20 protein-coding genes are annotated in these 16,756 nt (G+C 57.4%); 10 read left to right on the forward strand and 10 right to left on the reverse strand.

The genetic code is table 11. From position 1 onward, the window contains the following. The first annotated feature begins 250 nt into the window (after nt 1-250). Complete coding sequence (locus tag ASF69_RS18725) at nt 251-1,147, forward strand: DMT family transporter (protein WP_062589730.1); 897 nt, start codon at nt 251-253, stop codon at nt 1,145-1,147. Between the two features lie 85 nt (nt 1,148-1,232). Then, nucleotides 1,233-2,360 carry an S-(hydroxymethyl)glutathione dehydrogenase/class III alcohol dehydrogenase gene (locus ASF69_RS18730; protein ID WP_062589731.1) on the forward strand — a complete coding sequence of 376 codons (1,128 nt, stop codon included), beginning with the start codon at nt 1,233-1,235 and terminating at the stop codon, nt 2,358-2,360. Between the two features lie 185 nt (nt 2,361-2,545). On the opposite strand, the gene ASF69_RS18735 is transcribed toward ASF69_RS18730, so the two are convergent. From ASF69_RS18735 to ASF69_RS23175, 7 genes are all read right to left on the reverse strand, one after another. Continuing rightward, a complete protein-coding gene (locus ASF69_RS18735) occupies nt 2,546-3,697 on the reverse strand; it encodes an aminodeoxychorismate synthase component I (RefSeq protein WP_062589910.1) in 1,152 nt (383 codons plus the stop codon). Between the two features lie 21 nt (nt 3,698-3,718). Then, nucleotides 3,719-4,849, reverse strand: coding sequence for a tRNA guanosine(34) transglycosylase Tgt (tgt, locus tag ASF69_RS18740; protein WP_062589732.1), 1,131 nt, complete (start codon nt 4,847-4,849; stop codon nt 3,719-3,721). After that, a complete protein-coding gene (queA, locus tag ASF69_RS18745; protein ID WP_062589733.1) occupies nt 4,849-5,931 on the reverse strand; it encodes a tRNA preQ1(34) S-adenosylmethionine ribosyltransferase-isomerase QueA in 1,083 nt (360 codons plus the stop codon). The genes tgt and queA overlap by 1 nt, the downstream gene beginning before the upstream one ends. Nucleotides 5,932-6,006: 75 nt before the next feature. Continuing rightward, complete coding sequence (locus tag ASF69_RS18750; protein WP_062589734.1) at nt 6,007-6,516, reverse strand: peptidylprolyl isomerase; 510 nt, start codon at nt 6,514-6,516, stop codon at nt 6,007-6,009. A gap of 34 nt (nt 6,517-6,550) precedes the next feature. Further along, nucleotides 6,551-7,120 (reverse strand): peptidylprolyl isomerase, encoded by a 570-nt coding sequence (locus ASF69_RS18755; RefSeq protein WP_062589735.1) that lies wholly within the window; start codon nt 7,118-7,120, stop codon nt 6,551-6,553. A gap of 28 nt (nt 7,121-7,148) precedes the next feature. Then, nucleotides 7,149-7,643 (reverse strand): pantetheine-phosphate adenylyltransferase, encoded by a 495-nt coding sequence (gene coaD / locus ASF69_RS18760; RefSeq protein WP_062589736.1) that lies wholly within the window; start codon nt 7,641-7,643, stop codon nt 7,149-7,151. 141 nt (nt 7,644-7,784) lie between these two features. Further along, nucleotides 7,785-7,946: a hypothetical protein gene (locus ASF69_RS23175; RefSeq protein WP_156462114.1), complete on the reverse strand. Its 162-nt coding sequence runs from the start codon at nt 7,944-7,946 to the stop codon at nt 7,785-7,787. Between the two features lie 99 nt (nt 7,947-8,045). On the opposite strand from ASF69_RS23175, the gene ASF69_RS18765 reads away from it, so the two are divergent. The 7 genes from ASF69_RS18765 (at nt 8,046) to glp (ending at nt 14,165) form a co-directional block, all read left to right on the forward strand. Continuing rightward, nucleotides 8,046-8,225: a hypothetical protein gene (locus ASF69_RS18765; RefSeq protein WP_062589737.1), complete on the forward strand. Its 180-nt coding sequence runs from the start codon at nt 8,046-8,048 to the stop codon at nt 8,223-8,225. A 41-nt stretch (nt 8,226-8,266) separates the two neighbouring features. After that, nucleotides 8,267-8,401, forward strand: coding sequence for a hypothetical protein (locus tag ASF69_RS23775; RefSeq protein ID WP_280136393.1), 135 nt, complete (start codon nt 8,267-8,269; stop codon nt 8,399-8,401). 236 nt (nt 8,402-8,637) lie between these two features. Further along, on the forward strand, nt 8,638-10,530 hold the full coding sequence (locus tag ASF69_RS18770) for a peptidylprolyl isomerase (protein ID WP_062589738.1): 1,893 nt from the start codon (nt 8,638-8,640) through the stop codon (nt 10,528-10,530). 25 nt (nt 10,531-10,555) lie between these two features. Beyond that, nucleotides 10,556-11,569, forward strand: coding sequence for an anthranilate phosphoribosyltransferase (gene trpD / locus ASF69_RS18775; RefSeq protein ID WP_062589739.1), 1,014 nt, complete (start codon nt 10,556-10,558; stop codon nt 11,567-11,569). A gap of 9 nt (nt 11,570-11,578) precedes the next feature. After that, entirely contained in the window at nt 11,579-12,394 is an 816-nt protein-coding gene (gene trpC / locus ASF69_RS18780) for an indole-3-glycerol phosphate synthase TrpC (RefSeq protein ID WP_062589740.1), read from the forward strand. After that, a complete protein-coding gene (gene moaC, locus ASF69_RS18785; protein ID WP_062589741.1) occupies nt 12,391-12,873 on the forward strand; it encodes a cyclic pyranopterin monophosphate synthase MoaC in 483 nt (160 codons plus the stop codon). The genes trpC and moaC overlap by 4 nt, the downstream gene beginning before the upstream one ends. A gap of 77 nt (nt 12,874-12,950) precedes the next feature. Further along, the gene (gene glp / locus ASF69_RS18790) at nt 12,951-14,165 is read left to right on the forward strand and encodes a gephyrin-like molybdotransferase Glp (RefSeq protein WP_062589742.1); all 1,215 of its coding nucleotides are present in this window, start codon (nt 12,951-12,953) and stop codon (nt 14,163-14,165) included. 35 nt (nt 14,166-14,200) lie between these two features. Here glp and ASF69_RS18795 read toward each other — a convergent pair whose 3' ends face one another. Further along, nucleotides 14,201-14,671, reverse strand: a complete 471-nt coding sequence (locus tag ASF69_RS18795) for a hypothetical protein (protein ID WP_062589744.1) — start codon at nt 14,669-14,671, stop codon at nt 14,201-14,203. Between the two features lie 88 nt (nt 14,672-14,759). Further along, nucleotides 14,760-15,092 carry an EthD domain-containing protein gene (locus ASF69_RS18800; protein WP_062589745.1) on the reverse strand — a complete coding sequence of 111 codons (333 nt, stop codon included), beginning with the start codon at nt 15,090-15,092 and terminating at the stop codon, nt 14,760-14,762. Between the two features lie 100 nt (nt 15,093-15,192). Here ASF69_RS18800 and ASF69_RS18805 point away from each other — a divergent pair, with 100 nt between their 5' ends. Further along, nucleotides 15,193-16,098 carry an AraC family transcriptional regulator gene (locus ASF69_RS18805; RefSeq protein ID WP_062589746.1) on the forward strand — a complete coding sequence of 302 codons (906 nt, stop codon included), beginning with the start codon at nt 15,193-15,195 and terminating at the stop codon, nt 16,096-16,098. Between the two features lie 195 nt (nt 16,099-16,293). Here ASF69_RS18805 and ASF69_RS18810 read toward each other — a convergent pair. Then, nucleotides 16,294-16,756 (reverse strand): methyl-accepting chemotaxis protein (locus ASF69_RS18810; protein ID WP_244475517.1); only part of this gene is annotated, 463 nt, incomplete at its 5' end.

Here is a 16,756-nt window from a genome sequence, read left to right on the forward strand (position 1 = left end):
GTCAAGGTAAGATCGTTCACCTGTCGACCGCGAGGAGCGGATTTGCCGCTCCTTGTAAAACGCTAACGCCTATAGTCCTCCCGGCATTGGTTTACTGCCGCTGACCACAGTGCTCGGTCACGACCTTGTTAATGGCGAAAGCAGCCTAGCCTCATGTTGCCAGTGGTCAACGAATCTGATGGATTGGCCATCAAGAACAAAAGGTGATCGCTTGAGCTCTACAATCACGAATGCAAGTGCATTGAAGGGCATGTTGATCATGGCCGGGTGCATGATCGTACTGCCGGTCATGGACGCGATCGCGAAATACATGGCGGTGTCGGAAGGGATGTCACCGGGTCAGGTCACCTTCTACCGGTTTTTCTTTCAGCTTGTGTGCACCCTGCCCTTGCTGATGATCATGTCTCCACGGGCTTTGCTCTCAGCCAAGCGTCCATGGCTCAACCTGCTGCGTGGCGTCCTGCATGCGGCGGCAAGTCTCGCCTTCTTTGCTGCGGTCAAATACATGCCGCTCGCGGACGTTTTTGCGATCTATTTCGTAGAACCTTTCCTGCTCACCATGATGTCGGCATTCTTTCTGGGCGAGAAAGTCGGCTGGATGCGCTGGACGGCGATTGCCGTGGGCTTTGTCGGCGCAATGATTGTCATTCAACCCAGCTTTGAGGTGTTTGGTTGGACTTCGCTTCTGCCGGTTGCCTGTGCATTCCTATTTACGCTTTACCTGTTCCTCAACCGTGCGCTTGGCGATGGCGACAGTCCGCTGGTCATGCAGACCATGGCCGGCATCGCGGGTGCCGTGTTCATGGGCGTGACACTCTTGATCGGCCACGCCGCAGGCGATGAGAACTTCGAGATGGCGCTACCCGGCTGGGGGCATGGCCTTGTCCTTCTTATCCTGCTCGGCTCTATCTCCGGCTATATGCACCTCCTCGTCGTCAAGGCGTTCCGTCTTGCGCCCGTTTCCCTTCTGGCGCCTTTCCAGTATTTCGAGATCATATCGGCCACCATATTGGGCTACATGCTGTTTTCAGATTTCCCCACAGCATCCAAGTGGATAGGTATCGTCATTATCGTGGCATCCGGCCTTTTCATCATCTGGCGGGAACGCAGGGCCGCAAGCAGGATTGCCGAGGTGCCGGAAGTTTGACGATTCCGGGGAACTGCCCTTGTCCCTGCAGCTTAGGTGGGGCAAAAGTCTTTCGACATTACTGATATAGAGATGGAGACGAAAAATGGACGTTCGCGCCGCAGTCGCTGTGCAGGCAGGCAAGCCTCTGGAAATCATGACAGTCCAGCTCGAAGGTCCGCGTGCGGGCGAAGTGCTGATCGAAATCAAGGCGACCGGTCTTTGCCACACGGACGATTTCACCCTCTCGGGTGCGGACCCGGAAGGCCTGTTCCCCGCCATTCTCGGTCACGAAGGCGCGGGCATCGTTGTTGATGTCGGTCCCGGCGTCACCTCGGTCAAAAAGGGAGACCATGTCATTCCGCTCTACACGCCGGAGTGCCGTGAGTGCCCGTCCTGCCTGTCGCGCAAGACCAATCTGTGCACCGCCATCCGCTCCACGCAGGGACAGGGCGTGATGCCAGACGGCACCAGCCGCTTTTCCATCGGCAAGGACAAGATCCATCACTACATGGGCTGCTCGACCTTCGCGAATTACACCGTTTTGCCTGAGATTGCTGTCGCCAAGATCAACCCGGATGCACCTTTCGATAAGGTTTGCTACATCGGTTGCGGCGTAACCACCGGCATTGGTGCGGTCATCAACACCGCCAAGGTCGAGATCGGTTCCACGGCCATTGTCTTTGGTCTGGGTGGAATCGGCCTCAACGTCATTCAGGGTCTTCGTCTTGCAGGCGCCGACATGATCATCGGTGTCGATCTCAACAATGACAAGAAGGCATGGGGCGAAAAATTCGGCATGACCCACTTCGTCAACCCGAAGGATGCGGGCGACGATATCGTGCCCTACCTCGTCAATCTGACGAAGCGCGGCGCTGATCAGATTGGTGGGGCGGACTACACATTCGATTGCACGGGCAATACGAAGGTCATGCGTCAGGCGCTTGAATCCTCGCATCGCGGCTGGGGCAAGTCTGTCGTCATCGGTGTAGCAGGTGCCGGGCAGGAAATATCGACCCGCCCGTTCCAGCTCGTTACCGGACGCACCTGGATGGGCACGGCATTCGGCGGCGCGCGTGGACGGACCGATGTCCCCAAGATCGTTGACTGGTACATGGACGGCAAGATTGAGATCGACCCGATGATCACCCACACGATGCCGCTTGAAGACATCAACAAGGGCTTCGAGATGATGCATTCCGGTGAGAGCATTCGCGGCGTCGTCGTTTATTGATTGATTGATCAATCAAAATTCCCTCGGCGTTATCCGCCGGGGGACATCGGTTCCTGACCGCATGTTGGGGGCGCAGGCAGGTGTGGCGGAACTTGTTTGTCCACTCAATCAAAGCTTATTGCTGTGACCTCAGCCGCCATTAAATGACGCGGCCGCCTCGCCTTCCGATACTGATGTCGTTTTCTTTACCCCAGACGCACATCGCCTGTCGCGAACTTCGCCTTTAACAGGCACTCATCATATTCCGCGTCAGCCGTCGAATCGAAGACAATACCTCCGCCAACGTTGAATGTTGCCTTGCCGCCTTCAAATAGGGTGATCGTGCGGATGGCCACGGAAAAGCGCATGTCACCATCAGGTGAAATCATGCCGATGGCACCGCAATAGACATTGCGTGGTCCAGCTTCGAGATCGTGAAGAATTTCCATCGCCCGCATTTTCGGCGCGCCGGTGACCGATCCGCAGGGAAACAGTGCAGAGAAAATATCCGCGATTGTCAAATCCGGCAGCAGCCGTGCACGCACGTGGCTGACCATCTGATGGACGGTCGGGTAGGTTTCGATTTCGAACAGCTTCGGCACATCAAGCGTGCCGACTTCTGCAATGCGGGAAACATCATTGCGCAACAGGTCGACAATCATCCGGTTTTCAGCGAGCGTCTTTTCGTCACTCAACATTCCCGCGACGAGATCGGCATCCTGGGCCGGAGACGCCCCTCGCCTGATCGTCCCCTTCATAGGGTGCGTTTCGATCCAGCCATCGCTAAGCGCGAAGAACAGTTCCGGCGAGCGTGAGAGGATCGCAGGTCCGCCAAGATTGACGAGCGCCCCATATTTCACAGGTTGCCGCTCAATCATCGACCAGAACGCGGTAAGGATATCGCCGGTCCAATGCGCCTCGATGGGCATCGTCAGATTGGCCTGGTAGCAATCGCCCTGCCGCAGATGCTGATGTAGCCTTGCAAAGCACGTTCGGTATTCCTCCAGCGTCCAGCCGGGCTTGAAGTCGCTCAGGAAATTTCCTGTCCCTGTAGGTGCAACAGAAGGCGTTGCTCTTCCAGCCTCCTTAGCGGGCGCTGCAAACACGCCGAAATTCAACAAGGGCACATCACGCACAGGACCAACGCGCGGCGTGAGCTTTTTCTCGAACAGATAGCCAGCCTCGTAGGACATATATCCGGCAAGATATTTCCCCTCCGAACGCGCTTTTTCCATTCGGGCAAGGGCCGGGAAAAACTCCTCGGGCTCCTTCGCGACGATAATGTCTTCCGGCTCGGCAAACAACGTCACCGAACCGGTCGTGTCATCACGAAAAAGCACATAAGGCGCGTTCAGCAAATCCATTCAGTCCCCGAGGCGTCAGATGGGATCGATATCGCCCTTTGCCCACATCTCGATGGTTTCGGCGTAGAAATCCGCAAATCGACCTTCTTCGATGGATTTGCGGATACCCTGCATCAATTCCTGATAATGAGCCAGATTATGCCAGGAAAGCAGCATCCCACCCAGCGCCTCGTTTGAACGGGCAAGATGATGCAGATAGGCGCGGGAATAATCGCGCGATGCCGGGCAATTGGACTGCTCGTCCAGTGGCCGCATGTCTTCGGCATGACGGGCGTTGCGGATGTTCACGCGTCCGCGGCGGGTAAAGGCTAGGCCGTGGCGTCCCGAGCGGGTGGGCATGACGCAGTCGAACATATCGATGCCGCGCGCGACAGACTTCAGAATGTCGTCAGGCGTTCCCACGCCCATGAGATAGCGTGGCTTCTCCGTTGGTAGTACCGGCAGAGTGATGTCGAGCATGCCGAGCATCACCTCCTGCGGCTCTCCCACAGCCAGACCGCCCACGGCATAACCCTTGAGGTCCATCTGCTTCAGGCCTTCTGCCGAGCGTATGCGAAGATCCGGCTGGTCGCCACCCTGCACGATGCCGAACATGGCCTTGCCGGGCTGCTCGCCAAAGGCCACACGGCAACGCTCTGCCCAACGCAGCGACATTTCCATGGCGCGCTCGATTTCCTTGCGCTCGGCCGGCAGCGCTATGCACTCATCGAGCTGCATCTGGATATCCGAATCGAGCATCCCCTGAATCTCGATCGAACGTTCCGGTGACATGTGGTGTAACGAGCCATCCACGTGGCTTTTGAAGGTCACACCTTTTTCGTCCAGCTTGCGCAGACCGGAAAGCGACATGACCTGAAAGCCGCCGCTGTCGGTGAGGATGGGGTGTGGCCAGCGGATCAATTCGTGCAGTCCGCCGAGTCGTTGAACGCGCTCCGGGCCGGGCCGCAGCATCAGGTGATAGGTGTTGCCAAGAATAATATCAGCGCCCAGCTCCCGCACCTGATCCAGATACATGGCCTTGACGGTTCCGACCGTACCGACCGGCATGAAGGCCGGTGTGCGGATAACGCCGCGCGGCATTGCGACTTCCCCAAGGCGCGCGCCGCCACTGGTTGCTTTCAAGGTAAAGGTGAAGTTCTCGTGCATCAGTTTTTCCGGAAAAGGAGGCTGGAGTCGCCATAGGAATAGAAGCGGTAGCCTGTTGCGATGGCGTGAGCATAGGCCGCGCGCATTGTTTCCAGTCCGCAGAACGCCGAAACCAGCATGAACAGCGTGGATTTCGGCAGGTGAAAATTCGTCATCAGCACATCCACCGCCTTGAAGCGGTAGCCGGGCGTAATGAAAATACCGGTTGGACCGGACCAGGGCATGACCTGCCCGTCATCGCCAGCTGCACTTTCAATCAGGCGCAGCGATGTCGTGCCCACGCAGACAATGCGTCCGCCCCGGGCTTTGACGGCATTCAGTCGGGCCGCTGTCTCCTCCGAAACATAGCCGATTTCGAGGTGCATCTTGTGCTCCTCCGTGTCATCGGCCTTGACGGGAAGGAACGTGCCAGCACCGACATGCAAGGTCACGAAGTGTCGCTCGATCCCGGCCTTGTCCAGTGCCGCGAAAAGATCGGGCGTGAAATGCAGACCTGCGGTCGGCGCAGCCACGGCACCTTTTTCGCGGGCATAGATGGTCTGATAGTCGGTCTGGTCCTGTTCGTCTTCAGGGCGCTTGGCGGCGATGTAAGGCGGAAGCGGAATGTGCCCGACAGATGCGATGGCCTCATCCAGAACCGGGCCACTCACATCGAACAGAAGAGTGATCTCGCCTTCCTCGCCTTTTTCCTCCACCGTCGCTTCCAGATATGCAAGGCCGCAGGCGTTATCGCGCTCATATCCGAAGCGGATGCGGTCACCCTGCTTTATGCGCTTGCCGGGCCGCGCAAAAGCTTTCCACCGGCTGGCGTCGGCACGCATATGCAAGGTAGCAGACACCGCTGTTTCAGGCGCCCCTTCGCGAAGCCGAACGCCTTCCAGCTGCGCGGGAATCACGCGCGTATCATTGAACACAAGCGCATCGCCCGACTTCAGGAACGAGGGCAGTTCGAAAACACGGTGATCGGCCATCAGCTCTGCATTCGGATCGACCACGAGAAAGCGTGCACTATCGCGCGGACTGGCCGGGCGGAGCGCAATATTTTCTTCAGGAAGGTCGAAATCGAACAGGTCTACACGCATTTCTGGGGCTCTCGAAAATATCAAAACCCGCCCCGCAGTTGCCTGCGAGACGGGCCCGACGTCCTTATCCTATGCTCAGGCTGCGGAAGCAAGCCGGATGGATACGATGGAATCAGGATCCTTCACAGGCTCACCGCGCTTGACCTTGTCGATGGCTTCCATGCCTTCGATGACCTGGCCCCAGACAGTGTACTGCTTGTTCAGCCATGGGCTGTCCGTAAAGCAGATGAAGAACTGCGAGTTGGCCGAGTTCGGGCTCTGCGAACGGGCCATGGAGCAGGTGCCACGCACGTGCGGAATGGCAGAAAACTCAGCCTGCAGGTCCGGCTTTTCAGAGCCACCCATGCCAGCACGGGCAGGATTGAAGCTCTCGGAGCCCTTTTTGCCGAACTTCACGTCGCCCGTCTGCGCCATGAAATCGGAGATGACGCGGTGGAACACGACGCCATCGTAAGCCTGTTCAGAAACCAGTTCCTTGATGCGTGCAACGTGGCCGGGAGCCACTTCAGGCAGAAGCTGGATGACGACCTTGCCGGTCGTTGTTTCCATGATGAGGGTGTTTTCCGGATCTTTGATCTCGGCCATGATATCTCTCCTTTTTGGGGCTCGTCCGCCCGGTTTACTTCTTGCCGACAGTGACTTTGACCATGCGGTCAGGATCGGAAACTTCGCCGTTACCGCCCTGGCCCTTCTTGATCTTGTCAACAAATTCCATGCCGGAAACGACCTTGCCGACAACGGTGTACTGGCCGTTCAGGAATGCGCCCTGATCGAACATGATAAAGAATTGCGAATTGGCGGAATTCGGGTTCTGCGAACGCGCCATGCCCACGGTTCCACGTTCGAACGGAACCTTGGAGAATTCTGCAGGCAGGTCAGGCAGGTCGGATCCACCCGTACCAGCGCGCTGGGCGGTATAGCCCTTGTTCATATTGCCGTACTGCACATCGCCGGTCTGCGCCATGAAGCCGGGAATGACGCGGTGGAAGGCCACGTTGTCATAGGCACCCTTCTGCGCCAGCGTCTTGATCTGTGCGACATGCTTCGGCGCGACATCAGGCATCAGCTCTATGACAACCGGACCGTCTTTCAACTGAATGGTCAGGAATTCGGCAGCAGATGCGAATGTGCTGGCGGCAATGGCGCTGACGAACATGGCGCCAGCGAAGGCAAATCGAAGCAGTTTCATTGGATTGGCTCCAGAATAATTGCTGAGACTATTGTTTCAGCTTGCTGTTGAGGGCTTCAAGAACGGCTTTCGGCACGAACGCCTCCACATTTCCACCCATTGCGGCGATCTGCCGAACCAATGTGGCGGTAATGGGCCGGGAAGCCGTGCCGGCGGGTAGAAAAACCGTCTGAATATCGGCCGCCATTTGTCTGTTCATGCCGGCCATCTGCATTTCGTAGTCGAGATCGGTGCCATCCCGCAGCCCGCGAACCAGAAGCGAAGCGCCGTGCTCCCGTGCCGCATCTACCACCAGATTGGCAAAGGAAACGACTCGCAGGCGACCAGTTGCATCCGGCAAAACATCCTGCAGCGAGCGGCGAATGAGTTCTGCCCGCTCATCGAATGTGAACATCGGAGCCTTGCCCGGGTGGATGCCGATCGCAACGATAACCTCTGATGCCACGTTCAAAGACTGAATCAGGACATCCAGATGTCCGTTCGTCATCGGATCGAAAGACCCGGGGTAAAAGGCAATCGTCATATCGCTCTCGATACTTAACGTTGGTTGTGCCGCCTTTTGTCATGGAAGGCCGGTCTTCGCAAGACCTGAGGCTGCAAGGCAAGGCAGCACGCATGAACACGAGGTGAATGCACCATTCAGCACAGCTTCAACGCACACCGTCTATTCATACATCATCGCATCGCAGACGGCGACATGCCGAACGGAGACGGAAATGCTGGTATTCATGATGGTCCTGACAATCGCGACATCCTTCGTCGTCGAATATGTTTTCATGGATTGACGTGAACTGCCGATTTCCTGAACGCCAGATGAACGAAGCATTCAACAACGCTTCAGAGGCGCGATGCTAATCGATTTTTAACATTAACGCGGAACCGGATCACCAGTCACGCGTTCAAATCGCAGTAAAGGAACGGACACATGTTTATCAAAGAAAAACAGTCTACTTCGGCGAAAATCGGCGTTATCAGCACAGCCTGGACAATGTTGGTTATCGCAATGGTAGCAATGACGTTCAGCCTTTACGGTCAAAAGCCTGAACAGAACGGCCCAGAATTTCCTCAGCTTACGTCCCGCACGCAGTATATGAATTACTATTGATCTGGCGGGAGTGAAATACTCATCGCATTCGGAGTTACGCCATGCTTACTTTCTTGACACTTCTTGCAGCACTCATAAGCGTCATGTTCGTGGCATCGGTTGTTTCGGTCATCACCGAATCCCGGAAAGAAGATGAGGATTTCCGCGTTGCTATGGAGCGCAACAAGGCGTTCTGACGCAGCGCTGCACAGACCTCAGTGTCGATGGTTTCAGAAGCCGCCTCTAGTAAGGCGGCTTTATTGTTTTTGCCTCAGGGAAACATCCCATTCAGCCGAAGGTGAAGAAACTCACGCCATCGTTTGAACCGCCACGTTATTTAACCTGAATTTAGCCTTCAATTTCAAAGTGGATTGATTTAAGGAAGCCCCACAGACCCGGCGTAACGGGCGAATATTGTGAGGTTTGCATAACGATGCTCGATTCCCTGAGAAGTGCTTCTCGAACTCTGGCGGCAAAGATCCTTCTTTTGCTTCTTGTCGTTTCCTTCGGCGTGTGGGGCGTTTCCGCATCTCTGGTCTCGACGAATTCGCACGCCGTAATGACAGTGGGCGACCAGACGGTTACGCCGAATGAATTTCGCTTTGCCTATCAAAGGCAGCTGGCGGATGTGGGCCGCCAGTTCGGCACGCGTCTGACCACGGAACAGGCGAAGGCATTCGGCATCGATCGTCAGGTTTTCAGCCAGCTGGCAGCAGGAGCAGCGCTGGATGAGCTTGCATCGGAAATGAATCTCGGGCTTTCAGAAGATCGTCTGGCGACGCTGATTGCGGAAGACCCCGCCTTCAAGTCTCCGAACGGCCAGTTCGACCGCGCCCTCTTCAGCCAGAGGCTTCGCGGCGCTGGCTTCAATGAAGATGACTATGTAAAGGAGCGCAGCAAGGTTGCCGTCCGAGGCCAGATCGTGGACGCGATTTCCGATGGCTTCACGCCACCTCAGGTGCTGGTCAATGCTCTTAAGCAGTACCGCGACGAACAGCGTTCAATCGAATATGTGCTTCTGTCCAACGCGAATATCGACCCTGTGAAGGCCCCGGGCGATGATGTGTTGGCAGCCTGGTTCGAAAAGAACAAGGCCAATTACCGCGCTCCGGAATATCGCAAGTTCACCTATGTGAAGCTTGAGCCTTCCGATATTGCCGACCAGGCCGCGATAACCGATCAGCAGATTTCCGATTATTATGACGGTCACAAGGACAGCTTCCGCACGGCAGGCCGCCGCACGATTGAGCAGCTGACATTCGCGGACAAGGAAATGGCTGAGGCAGCAGCAGCCCAGATACGTGCGGGCACGACCACCTATGATCAGGTCGTCAAGGATCAGGGCAAGCGCCCTGAAGATGTAACACTGGGTGAGTTCACCAAGGATACGGTTCCTGACCCGTCGGTCGCCGAGGCAGCCTTCGCCATTCAGAAAGATGGTGGCGTGTCGCAGGTTCTCGATGGTGCCTTTGGGCCGGTCATCCTGCGTGTCACCGGCATCAAGAACGAGAGCATGAAGACCCTCGATGAAGCGCGCGAGGAAATCCGCACCAATCTTGCCACGACAGCAGCTGCTGAAGAGCTGAACAATGTTCACGACCGCTATGAGGATCTTCGCGGCGGTGGATCTTCGCTCTCCGACGCGGCAACACAGCTCAAGCTGAAGCCTGTCACCGTCAACGCCATCGACGCCAATGGCGAAGACGACAAGGGCAATGCGGTGGAAGGCCTGCCGACCCCCGCTCTGCTGACCGAAGTCTTCAAGGCTGAGCAAGGCGTCGACGCCCCTGCGGTCAACATCGGCCGCGATGGTTATGTCTGGTTCGATCTTCAGCAGGTGACAGCCCCGCGCGATCGCACTCTGAGCGAAGTCAAGGACCAGGTCGTTGCAGACTGGACTGCCGAGCAGCAGCGCACGGCGCTGGCCGCCAAGGCCGACGAACTCAAGGCACGCGCTGAAAAAGGCGAGACATTGGCTGCGATTGCGGGCGAAATGGGTCTTGCTGTTGAAACCAAGATGGGCCTTCGCCGCACCAGCGAAGACGCATTGCTTGGCCAGCAGGCGGTTGCCGCCGTGTTTGCAGGCGCAAACGGTCTGGTCGGCACGGCTCCTGATACGGAAGGCTCCAGCCGCGTTCTGTTCAAGGTCACAGAGGTCAACACCACGGGTTCAACCGACGCACTGGACAACAACGACCAGCAGTTGACCGCTATGGCGACGGCTGCCGGTGACGATATGCTTGATCAGATGGTCAGCCGTCTTCAGAATGATTATGGTGTGACCATCAATCAGGCTCTGGCAGACCAGGCCATGACTGCATTCTAAGCCGCATTCCGGGGGACGAGACGAGATGGCCGAGCTAAAGCCGCTGATTGCGAAAGTTGCCAATGGAGAAAGTCTTGATCGGGACGAAGCCCGGCAGGCATTCGACATTCTGATGTCCGGTGAGGCAACACCATCGCAGGTCGGCGGCTTTCTCATGGCGCTTCGCGTTCGCGGAGAAACGGTCAACGAAATCGCAGGCGCCGTTTCTTCCATGCGCTCGCGCATGTTGCCGGTCACCGCTCCCGCCGATGCCATGGACATTGTCGGCACAGGCGGCGATGGGCTGGGCACCTACAACATCTCGACCCTCGCCTCCATTATTGTGGCAGGTGCCGGCGTTCCCGTCGCCAAACATGGCAACCGCGCCTTAAGTTCAAAGTCGGGTACGGCGGATGCGCTTTCTGTGCTCGGCGTCAAACTCGACATCGAGCCGGAACTGATCAGCCGCTGCGTTGCTGAAGCCGGTCTCGGCTTCATGTTCGCGCAGCGCCATCACTCTTCCATGCGCCATGTGAACCCGAGTCGGGTCGAGCTTGGCACACGAACGATCTTCAATCTCCTTGGCCCGCTTTCCAACCCCGCTGGCGTGAAGAAGCAGTTGCTCGGCGTCTTTGCCCCGCACTGGCTCGTTCCTCTGGCTGAAGTGCTGCGTGATCTTGGATCAGAAAGCGTTTGGGTTGTCCATGGTGACGGGCTTGACGAAATAACCACCACGGGCACGACGCAGGTTGCGGCGCTGGAGGGTGGCAAGATCAGAAGCTTCGAGTTAACGCCTGCCGATTTTGGCGTCGAAGCGGTGAAAATCGATGACCTCAAGGGAGGCGACGGCGTTACCAATGCCGCGGCCTTGCGCGAGGTCCTTGGCGGACGCCGGAATCCCTATCGCGATGTTTCACTCTGCAACGCGGCAGCCTCTCTGGTCGTCGCTGGCAAAGCCGAAACGCTTGCCGATGGTATGAAGATCGCAAGCGCCTCGCTGGACGAAGGCAGAGCGGCAGCAGCCCTGGACCGGCTGATTGCCGTTTCGAACGAAGAGTAAGGCAAGGCCATGAGCGACATTCTGAAAAAGATCGAAGTCTACAAGCTTGAAGAAATTGCGGCTGCGAAAGCCAGGGTCTCGCTTGATGATCTGAAAGCCATCGCAGCGGACCAGACGGCGCCGCGCGGCTTTTACAACGCCTTGAAACGTCGCCAATCTGAAGGCAGCTTCGGGCTCATCGCCGAAATCAAGAAGGCGAGCCCTTCCAAGGGTCTTATCCGTTCTGATTTCGACCCGCCGTCGCTTGCAAAAGCCTATGAAGAGGGTGGTGCCGCCTGCCTTTCCGTTCTGACGGATACGCCTAGCTTTCAGGGTGCGCCGGAGTTCCTGACGGCTGCCCGCAATGCCTGCGCCCTGCCCGCTTTGCGCAAGGATTTCATGTTCGATATTTATCAGGTGCATGAAGCCCGCGCCTGGGGAGCTGATTGCATCCTGCTCATCATGGCATCGCTTTCCGACGATGAGGCCAAGCGGCTGGAAGACGAAGCCTTTGCTCTCGGTATGGATGTGCTGGTGGAAGTGCATGACGAGGAAGAGACCGAACGGGCGCTGAAACTCGCCTCCCCGCTGCTGGGCATCAACAATCGCAATCTGCGTACATTCGAGGTCAGTCTCGATGTCAGTGAACGACTGGCTGCCATGGTGCCTGCCGATAAGCTACTGGTGGGTGAAAGCGGCATATTCACCTATGATGATTGCATCCGCCTTCAAAAATCAGCCATCACGACCTTCCTTGTCGGCGAAAGCCTGATGCGTAAGGATGATGTCACCGCAGCCACGCGCGCACTGCTTACAGGTCGCACCGATAGTCTGGCTGCCGAATGAGCTCGGATCAGAAGCTCACCCATATCGGCGCGTCTGGCGAGGCGCATATGGTCGATGTTGGCGACAAGGCAGAAACGACGCGTGTGGCGGTGGCCGAAGGTTTTGTCAGGATGAAGCCGGAGACGCTGGCGCTGATCCTCGAAGGCAATGCCAAGAAGGGTGATATCATTGGCACGGCCCGCCTCGCTGGGATCATGGCTGCAAAGCAGACCGCAAATCTCATTCCGCTCTGCCACCCCCTGATGCTGACGAAGGTTACGGTGGATATTACCGAAGATGACGCCCTGCCCGGCCTGCGCGTGCAAGCCACTGTCAAATTGACGGGCAAGACCGGCGTCGAAATGGAGGCACTGACAGCCGTATCCGTTGCGTGTCTGACCATCTACGATATGGCGAAGGCCGCCGACAAGGGTATGGAAATCAGCTCCATCCGCCTTCTTGAAAAGACCGGTGGCAAATCCGGGCACTTCAAGGCGTAAGACAACCGACCAATGTGTAAGGGTCCGGCGCTGGTGGCGGATAAAGCTCACCCCGTGGCCCGGGAAGAGGAAACGCCATGAAACCCCTCCTACCTGTCGCGGACGCGCAAGCGCGTTTACTAGACGCCGCAACACCGGTTACAGACGTAGACATGGTCTCTCTGGACCTTGCGGATCAGCGTGTACTCGCGCAGGATCTCCACGCCCGCCTCACCCAGCCTCCCTTTCATTCCTCGGCAATGGATGGCTACGCGTTAAGGGCAACCGACGCGCCGCAGATCGGCTCCGTTCTGACAGTCATTGGAGAATCAGCGGCTGGCCACGCCTTTGAGGGGCGTGTGGCTGAAGGTCAGGCCGTGCGTATCTTCACGGGCGCGCCGGTGCCTGAAGGGGCGGACGCGGTTATCATACAGGAAGATGCCGAGGTGCTGGGCGCCAGGCAAATCCGCACCGCATTCCAAGTCACCAAGGGGCGACATGTTCGCCCACGCGGACAGGACTTTGTCGAAGGCGAAACGGTCCTCAAGGCCGGAACGGAACTTACCTTTACCGATATTACGCTCGCCGCCGCCATGAACCATGCCGCACTGCCCGTCTATCGCAAACCCCTCGTCGCCATTCTCGCCACCGGTGATGAACTCGTGCCCCCCGGTGGCGCGCCCAATCCGGCGCAGATCATTGCCTCCAACACATTTGGCGTGGCAGCACTGGCGCGCAAGGCGGGCGCGACAGTCCTCGATCTCGGGATCGTGGTGGATGATGAAGCCCTCATCCGCGCAGCCATCGACAAGGCCATCGTCGCGAAAGCCGACGTCCTCGTCACGCTCGGCGGCGCATCGGTCGGCGATCATGATCTGGTCCAGGCAGCCCTCAAAGCACAGGGAATGGAACTGGATTTCTGGCGCATCGCCATGCGCCCCGGCAAGCCGCTGATGGTCGGTTCAATTGGTAACATGCAGGTCCTTGGCCTACCCGGCAACCCGGTCGCCAGCCTCGTCTGCAGTCTGCTTTTTCTGGAACCCCTCCTCCACAAACTCAGCCACCGTAAACCCACGTCACGCGAAACCACCGCCTTAACCGCTACCACGCTCAAGGCCAACGACCAGCGCCAGGACTATCTTCGCGCCCGCATCACTGGCCAGGAAGACGGCAAACCCACGGTCGAAGCCTTCACGAAGCAGGATTCCTCCATGATGAATATCATGGCACAGTCAGATTGCCTGATCGTGCGCGCACCGTTTGCGCAGCAGTTGGGGGTTGGTGGCGAGTGCGTGGTGGTGAGGTTGAGGTAAGCGGACATGCCAAAGAGGCCATGAAAGATCCGGGTTCATTCGCCACCTTGAGAGCCGTTGGTGGGCCGTTTGACGCGTTGCTCCTCGATGAAGGCGAGATAGGCCCGTTGTTCACCTTCGAAGCCTTGTGGACCATACAATTCTTCAATGCGGGAAAACACGTAAAAGGCCCTTTCCAAGTCCCCGAGTTTGTACATAGCTTCGCCCTCTTGCATTAGGACATAATGATCTTCGTGGTTGGGGTCATCGTACATCTGCGCCATGATTTCGACCCACTTCTGGCAACTCTTTTTGTCGCCGAGGTCGGCATAGTCCACGACAAAACCTGCCGACAGGCTCTGCCCGTAATAATCCCAGGCCTCCTTAGGCTCCGGTATCAGGTCCCAAGCTTCCAGCGCAACGGAGAGAGACGACTGTAACGCTCCTGAGGCAAATAGCTTGGCGGAGCGCTCCAGCAGATTGTCGATGTCTGTACGGATCGTAACGTCGATCTGTGGCTTTCGCATTGGCGTCTTCCCGCGTGACGAGGCGATAGATGAGCAAGGCGCAGCCACCGCCGCAATAGACCGACTGCAGTCCTAGATGGATCGGCAGTTAAACAACGACAAGTTCTTCGCAGATGATACGTTGTGCCGTCGATATATCAATGAAGTTGATATGGTCGCGATCGACCTTCGTGCGGAAATTTTCGCAGAAATAGAGCGTGTCGATATCTTCGAGTTTTTCGAACCACGCCTCTACCAGCGCGTCAAAACTTGGTTCCGGCCAGTTGGGTGCATGTGTTGGAAAAGAGACGACGAACCGTTTGATGAGCTTTGCTTCGGGAATGGCGAAGAGGATTGGCGCGTGAACGTCACGGCGATATGCCCGAAACTCCTCAACGCTCATTCCCTGTTTCCGCTTGAACGTGATTGCTATCTTTATCATTACAAACCTCAGCTTCCTAAATGACAGGAAGATTGGTAGCAGCTAGACAAAGGGACGATCTATAATCGTTCATCCCTAGTTTATCCGAGATTGTCCCCAAATGCTGAGCGATCCCCTCTCCGAAATCCTGTCCTTTCTCAAGGCACGCACGTACGTCGCAGGCGGCTACGATTTCGGCGGCGACTGGTCCATCCAGTACGACATGCACGATGGCATCAAATGCTTTGCCGTGGTCGCCGGTCGATGCTGGCTTGAGATCGAGGGCCACCCCGAGCCGATCCAGCTGAAGAGCGGGGATAGCGTGCTGCTGCCGAGCGGGCGCCGTTTCAGGTTGGCAAAGAACCTGGCGTTCAAGTCGATCGACATAGCCGAGCTTTCGGAAATGGACTGGCGCGGCGGCATTGCTACCGTAAAAGGCGGCGGAGATACTTTGGTTCTTGGCGGTCACTTCGCCTTCTCAGGTGACCACACCACAATGCTGCTCGGCGCAATGCCGCCGATTTTCCGATTGCGGGAGGAATGGGACAAGGAAGGACTTCGATGGGTGCTGGACCGCATGCGGCGCGAACTGACGGCCAAACGGCCCGGCGGGACGCTGATACTGCAGAATCTTGCTCAGCTTCTTCTCGTAGAGGCTCTCAGGCTTTATCTGGCTCATGGCAGCGGCAGAGTGTCGGGCTGGTTGTTCGCGCTGGGAGATGCCCGTCTCGCGCCTGCCGTCATTGCCATGCACGAAAACCCCGGCGCGCACTGGACCTTGCCATTGCTTGCCGAACGGGCAGGAATGTCTCGATCCAAATTCGCTCACCGTTTCAAGACCGTAACGGGGGTATCGCCGATAGACTACCTTCTTCGATGGCGGATGCTATTGGCTTCCGATCGTCTGATTGCGAGACGCGAGCCGCTATCGGAGATCGCGCTGTCGCTGGGATATAGTTCTGACGCAGCGTTTAGAACCGCGTTCAAGCGGGAAACCGGCCAATCTCCGGGAAGATTTGTCGGTTGATATGATGAGGCGCGCCGCAAGGGTGCGTGAAAATAACCTTGGCCAGACCGCCGATGCCGGATGTTTGCGCAAAGCACGCTTCAATGAGAAAAGGGCCGCATGGCTGCGGCCCTCTGCACTTCAGTTTATGTTTTGCCAAATGAGTGGCCGGGCGCCCTCAAGCGCCTGACTTGTCGCTCCGATTCAGGGTAAAGCTTAGAACTCTTCCCACGTATCCTGAGCGACTGCCGCAGACGATGAGCCGCCGCCGAAGGCGCTAGCGATCTTGCGGCCGAGCGCACGGGCTGGTGACGCTGCTGGCGCAGAATGGTTGCTGGCAGCCTTAGGCGCTGAGGCGGCAGGCATGGAGCGGCTCATGCTCTCACCGTTTCCGAGATTGAAACGCTGCAGCAACTGGTTCAACGATGCTGCTTCCTTAGCAAGGCTGTGGCTGGCCGCTGTCGACTGCTCAACCATGGCGGCGTTCTGCTGCGTGCCCTGATCCATGGTGTTAACGGCAGTGTTGATTTCCTGAAGGCCGACTGACTGTTCGCGCGACGATTCAACGATCGCATGAATGTGGCGGTTGATTTCCTGCACCTCGGAAACGATGACCTCAAGCGCACGACCGGTTTCACCGACAAGCTCCACGCCGGAGCGAACATGTTCGCCGGAAGTG

This window comes from Rhizobium sp. Leaf311 (assembly GCF_001423445.1).
Lineage (GTDB): Bacteria > Pseudomonadota > Alphaproteobacteria > Rhizobiales > Rhizobiaceae > Agrobacterium.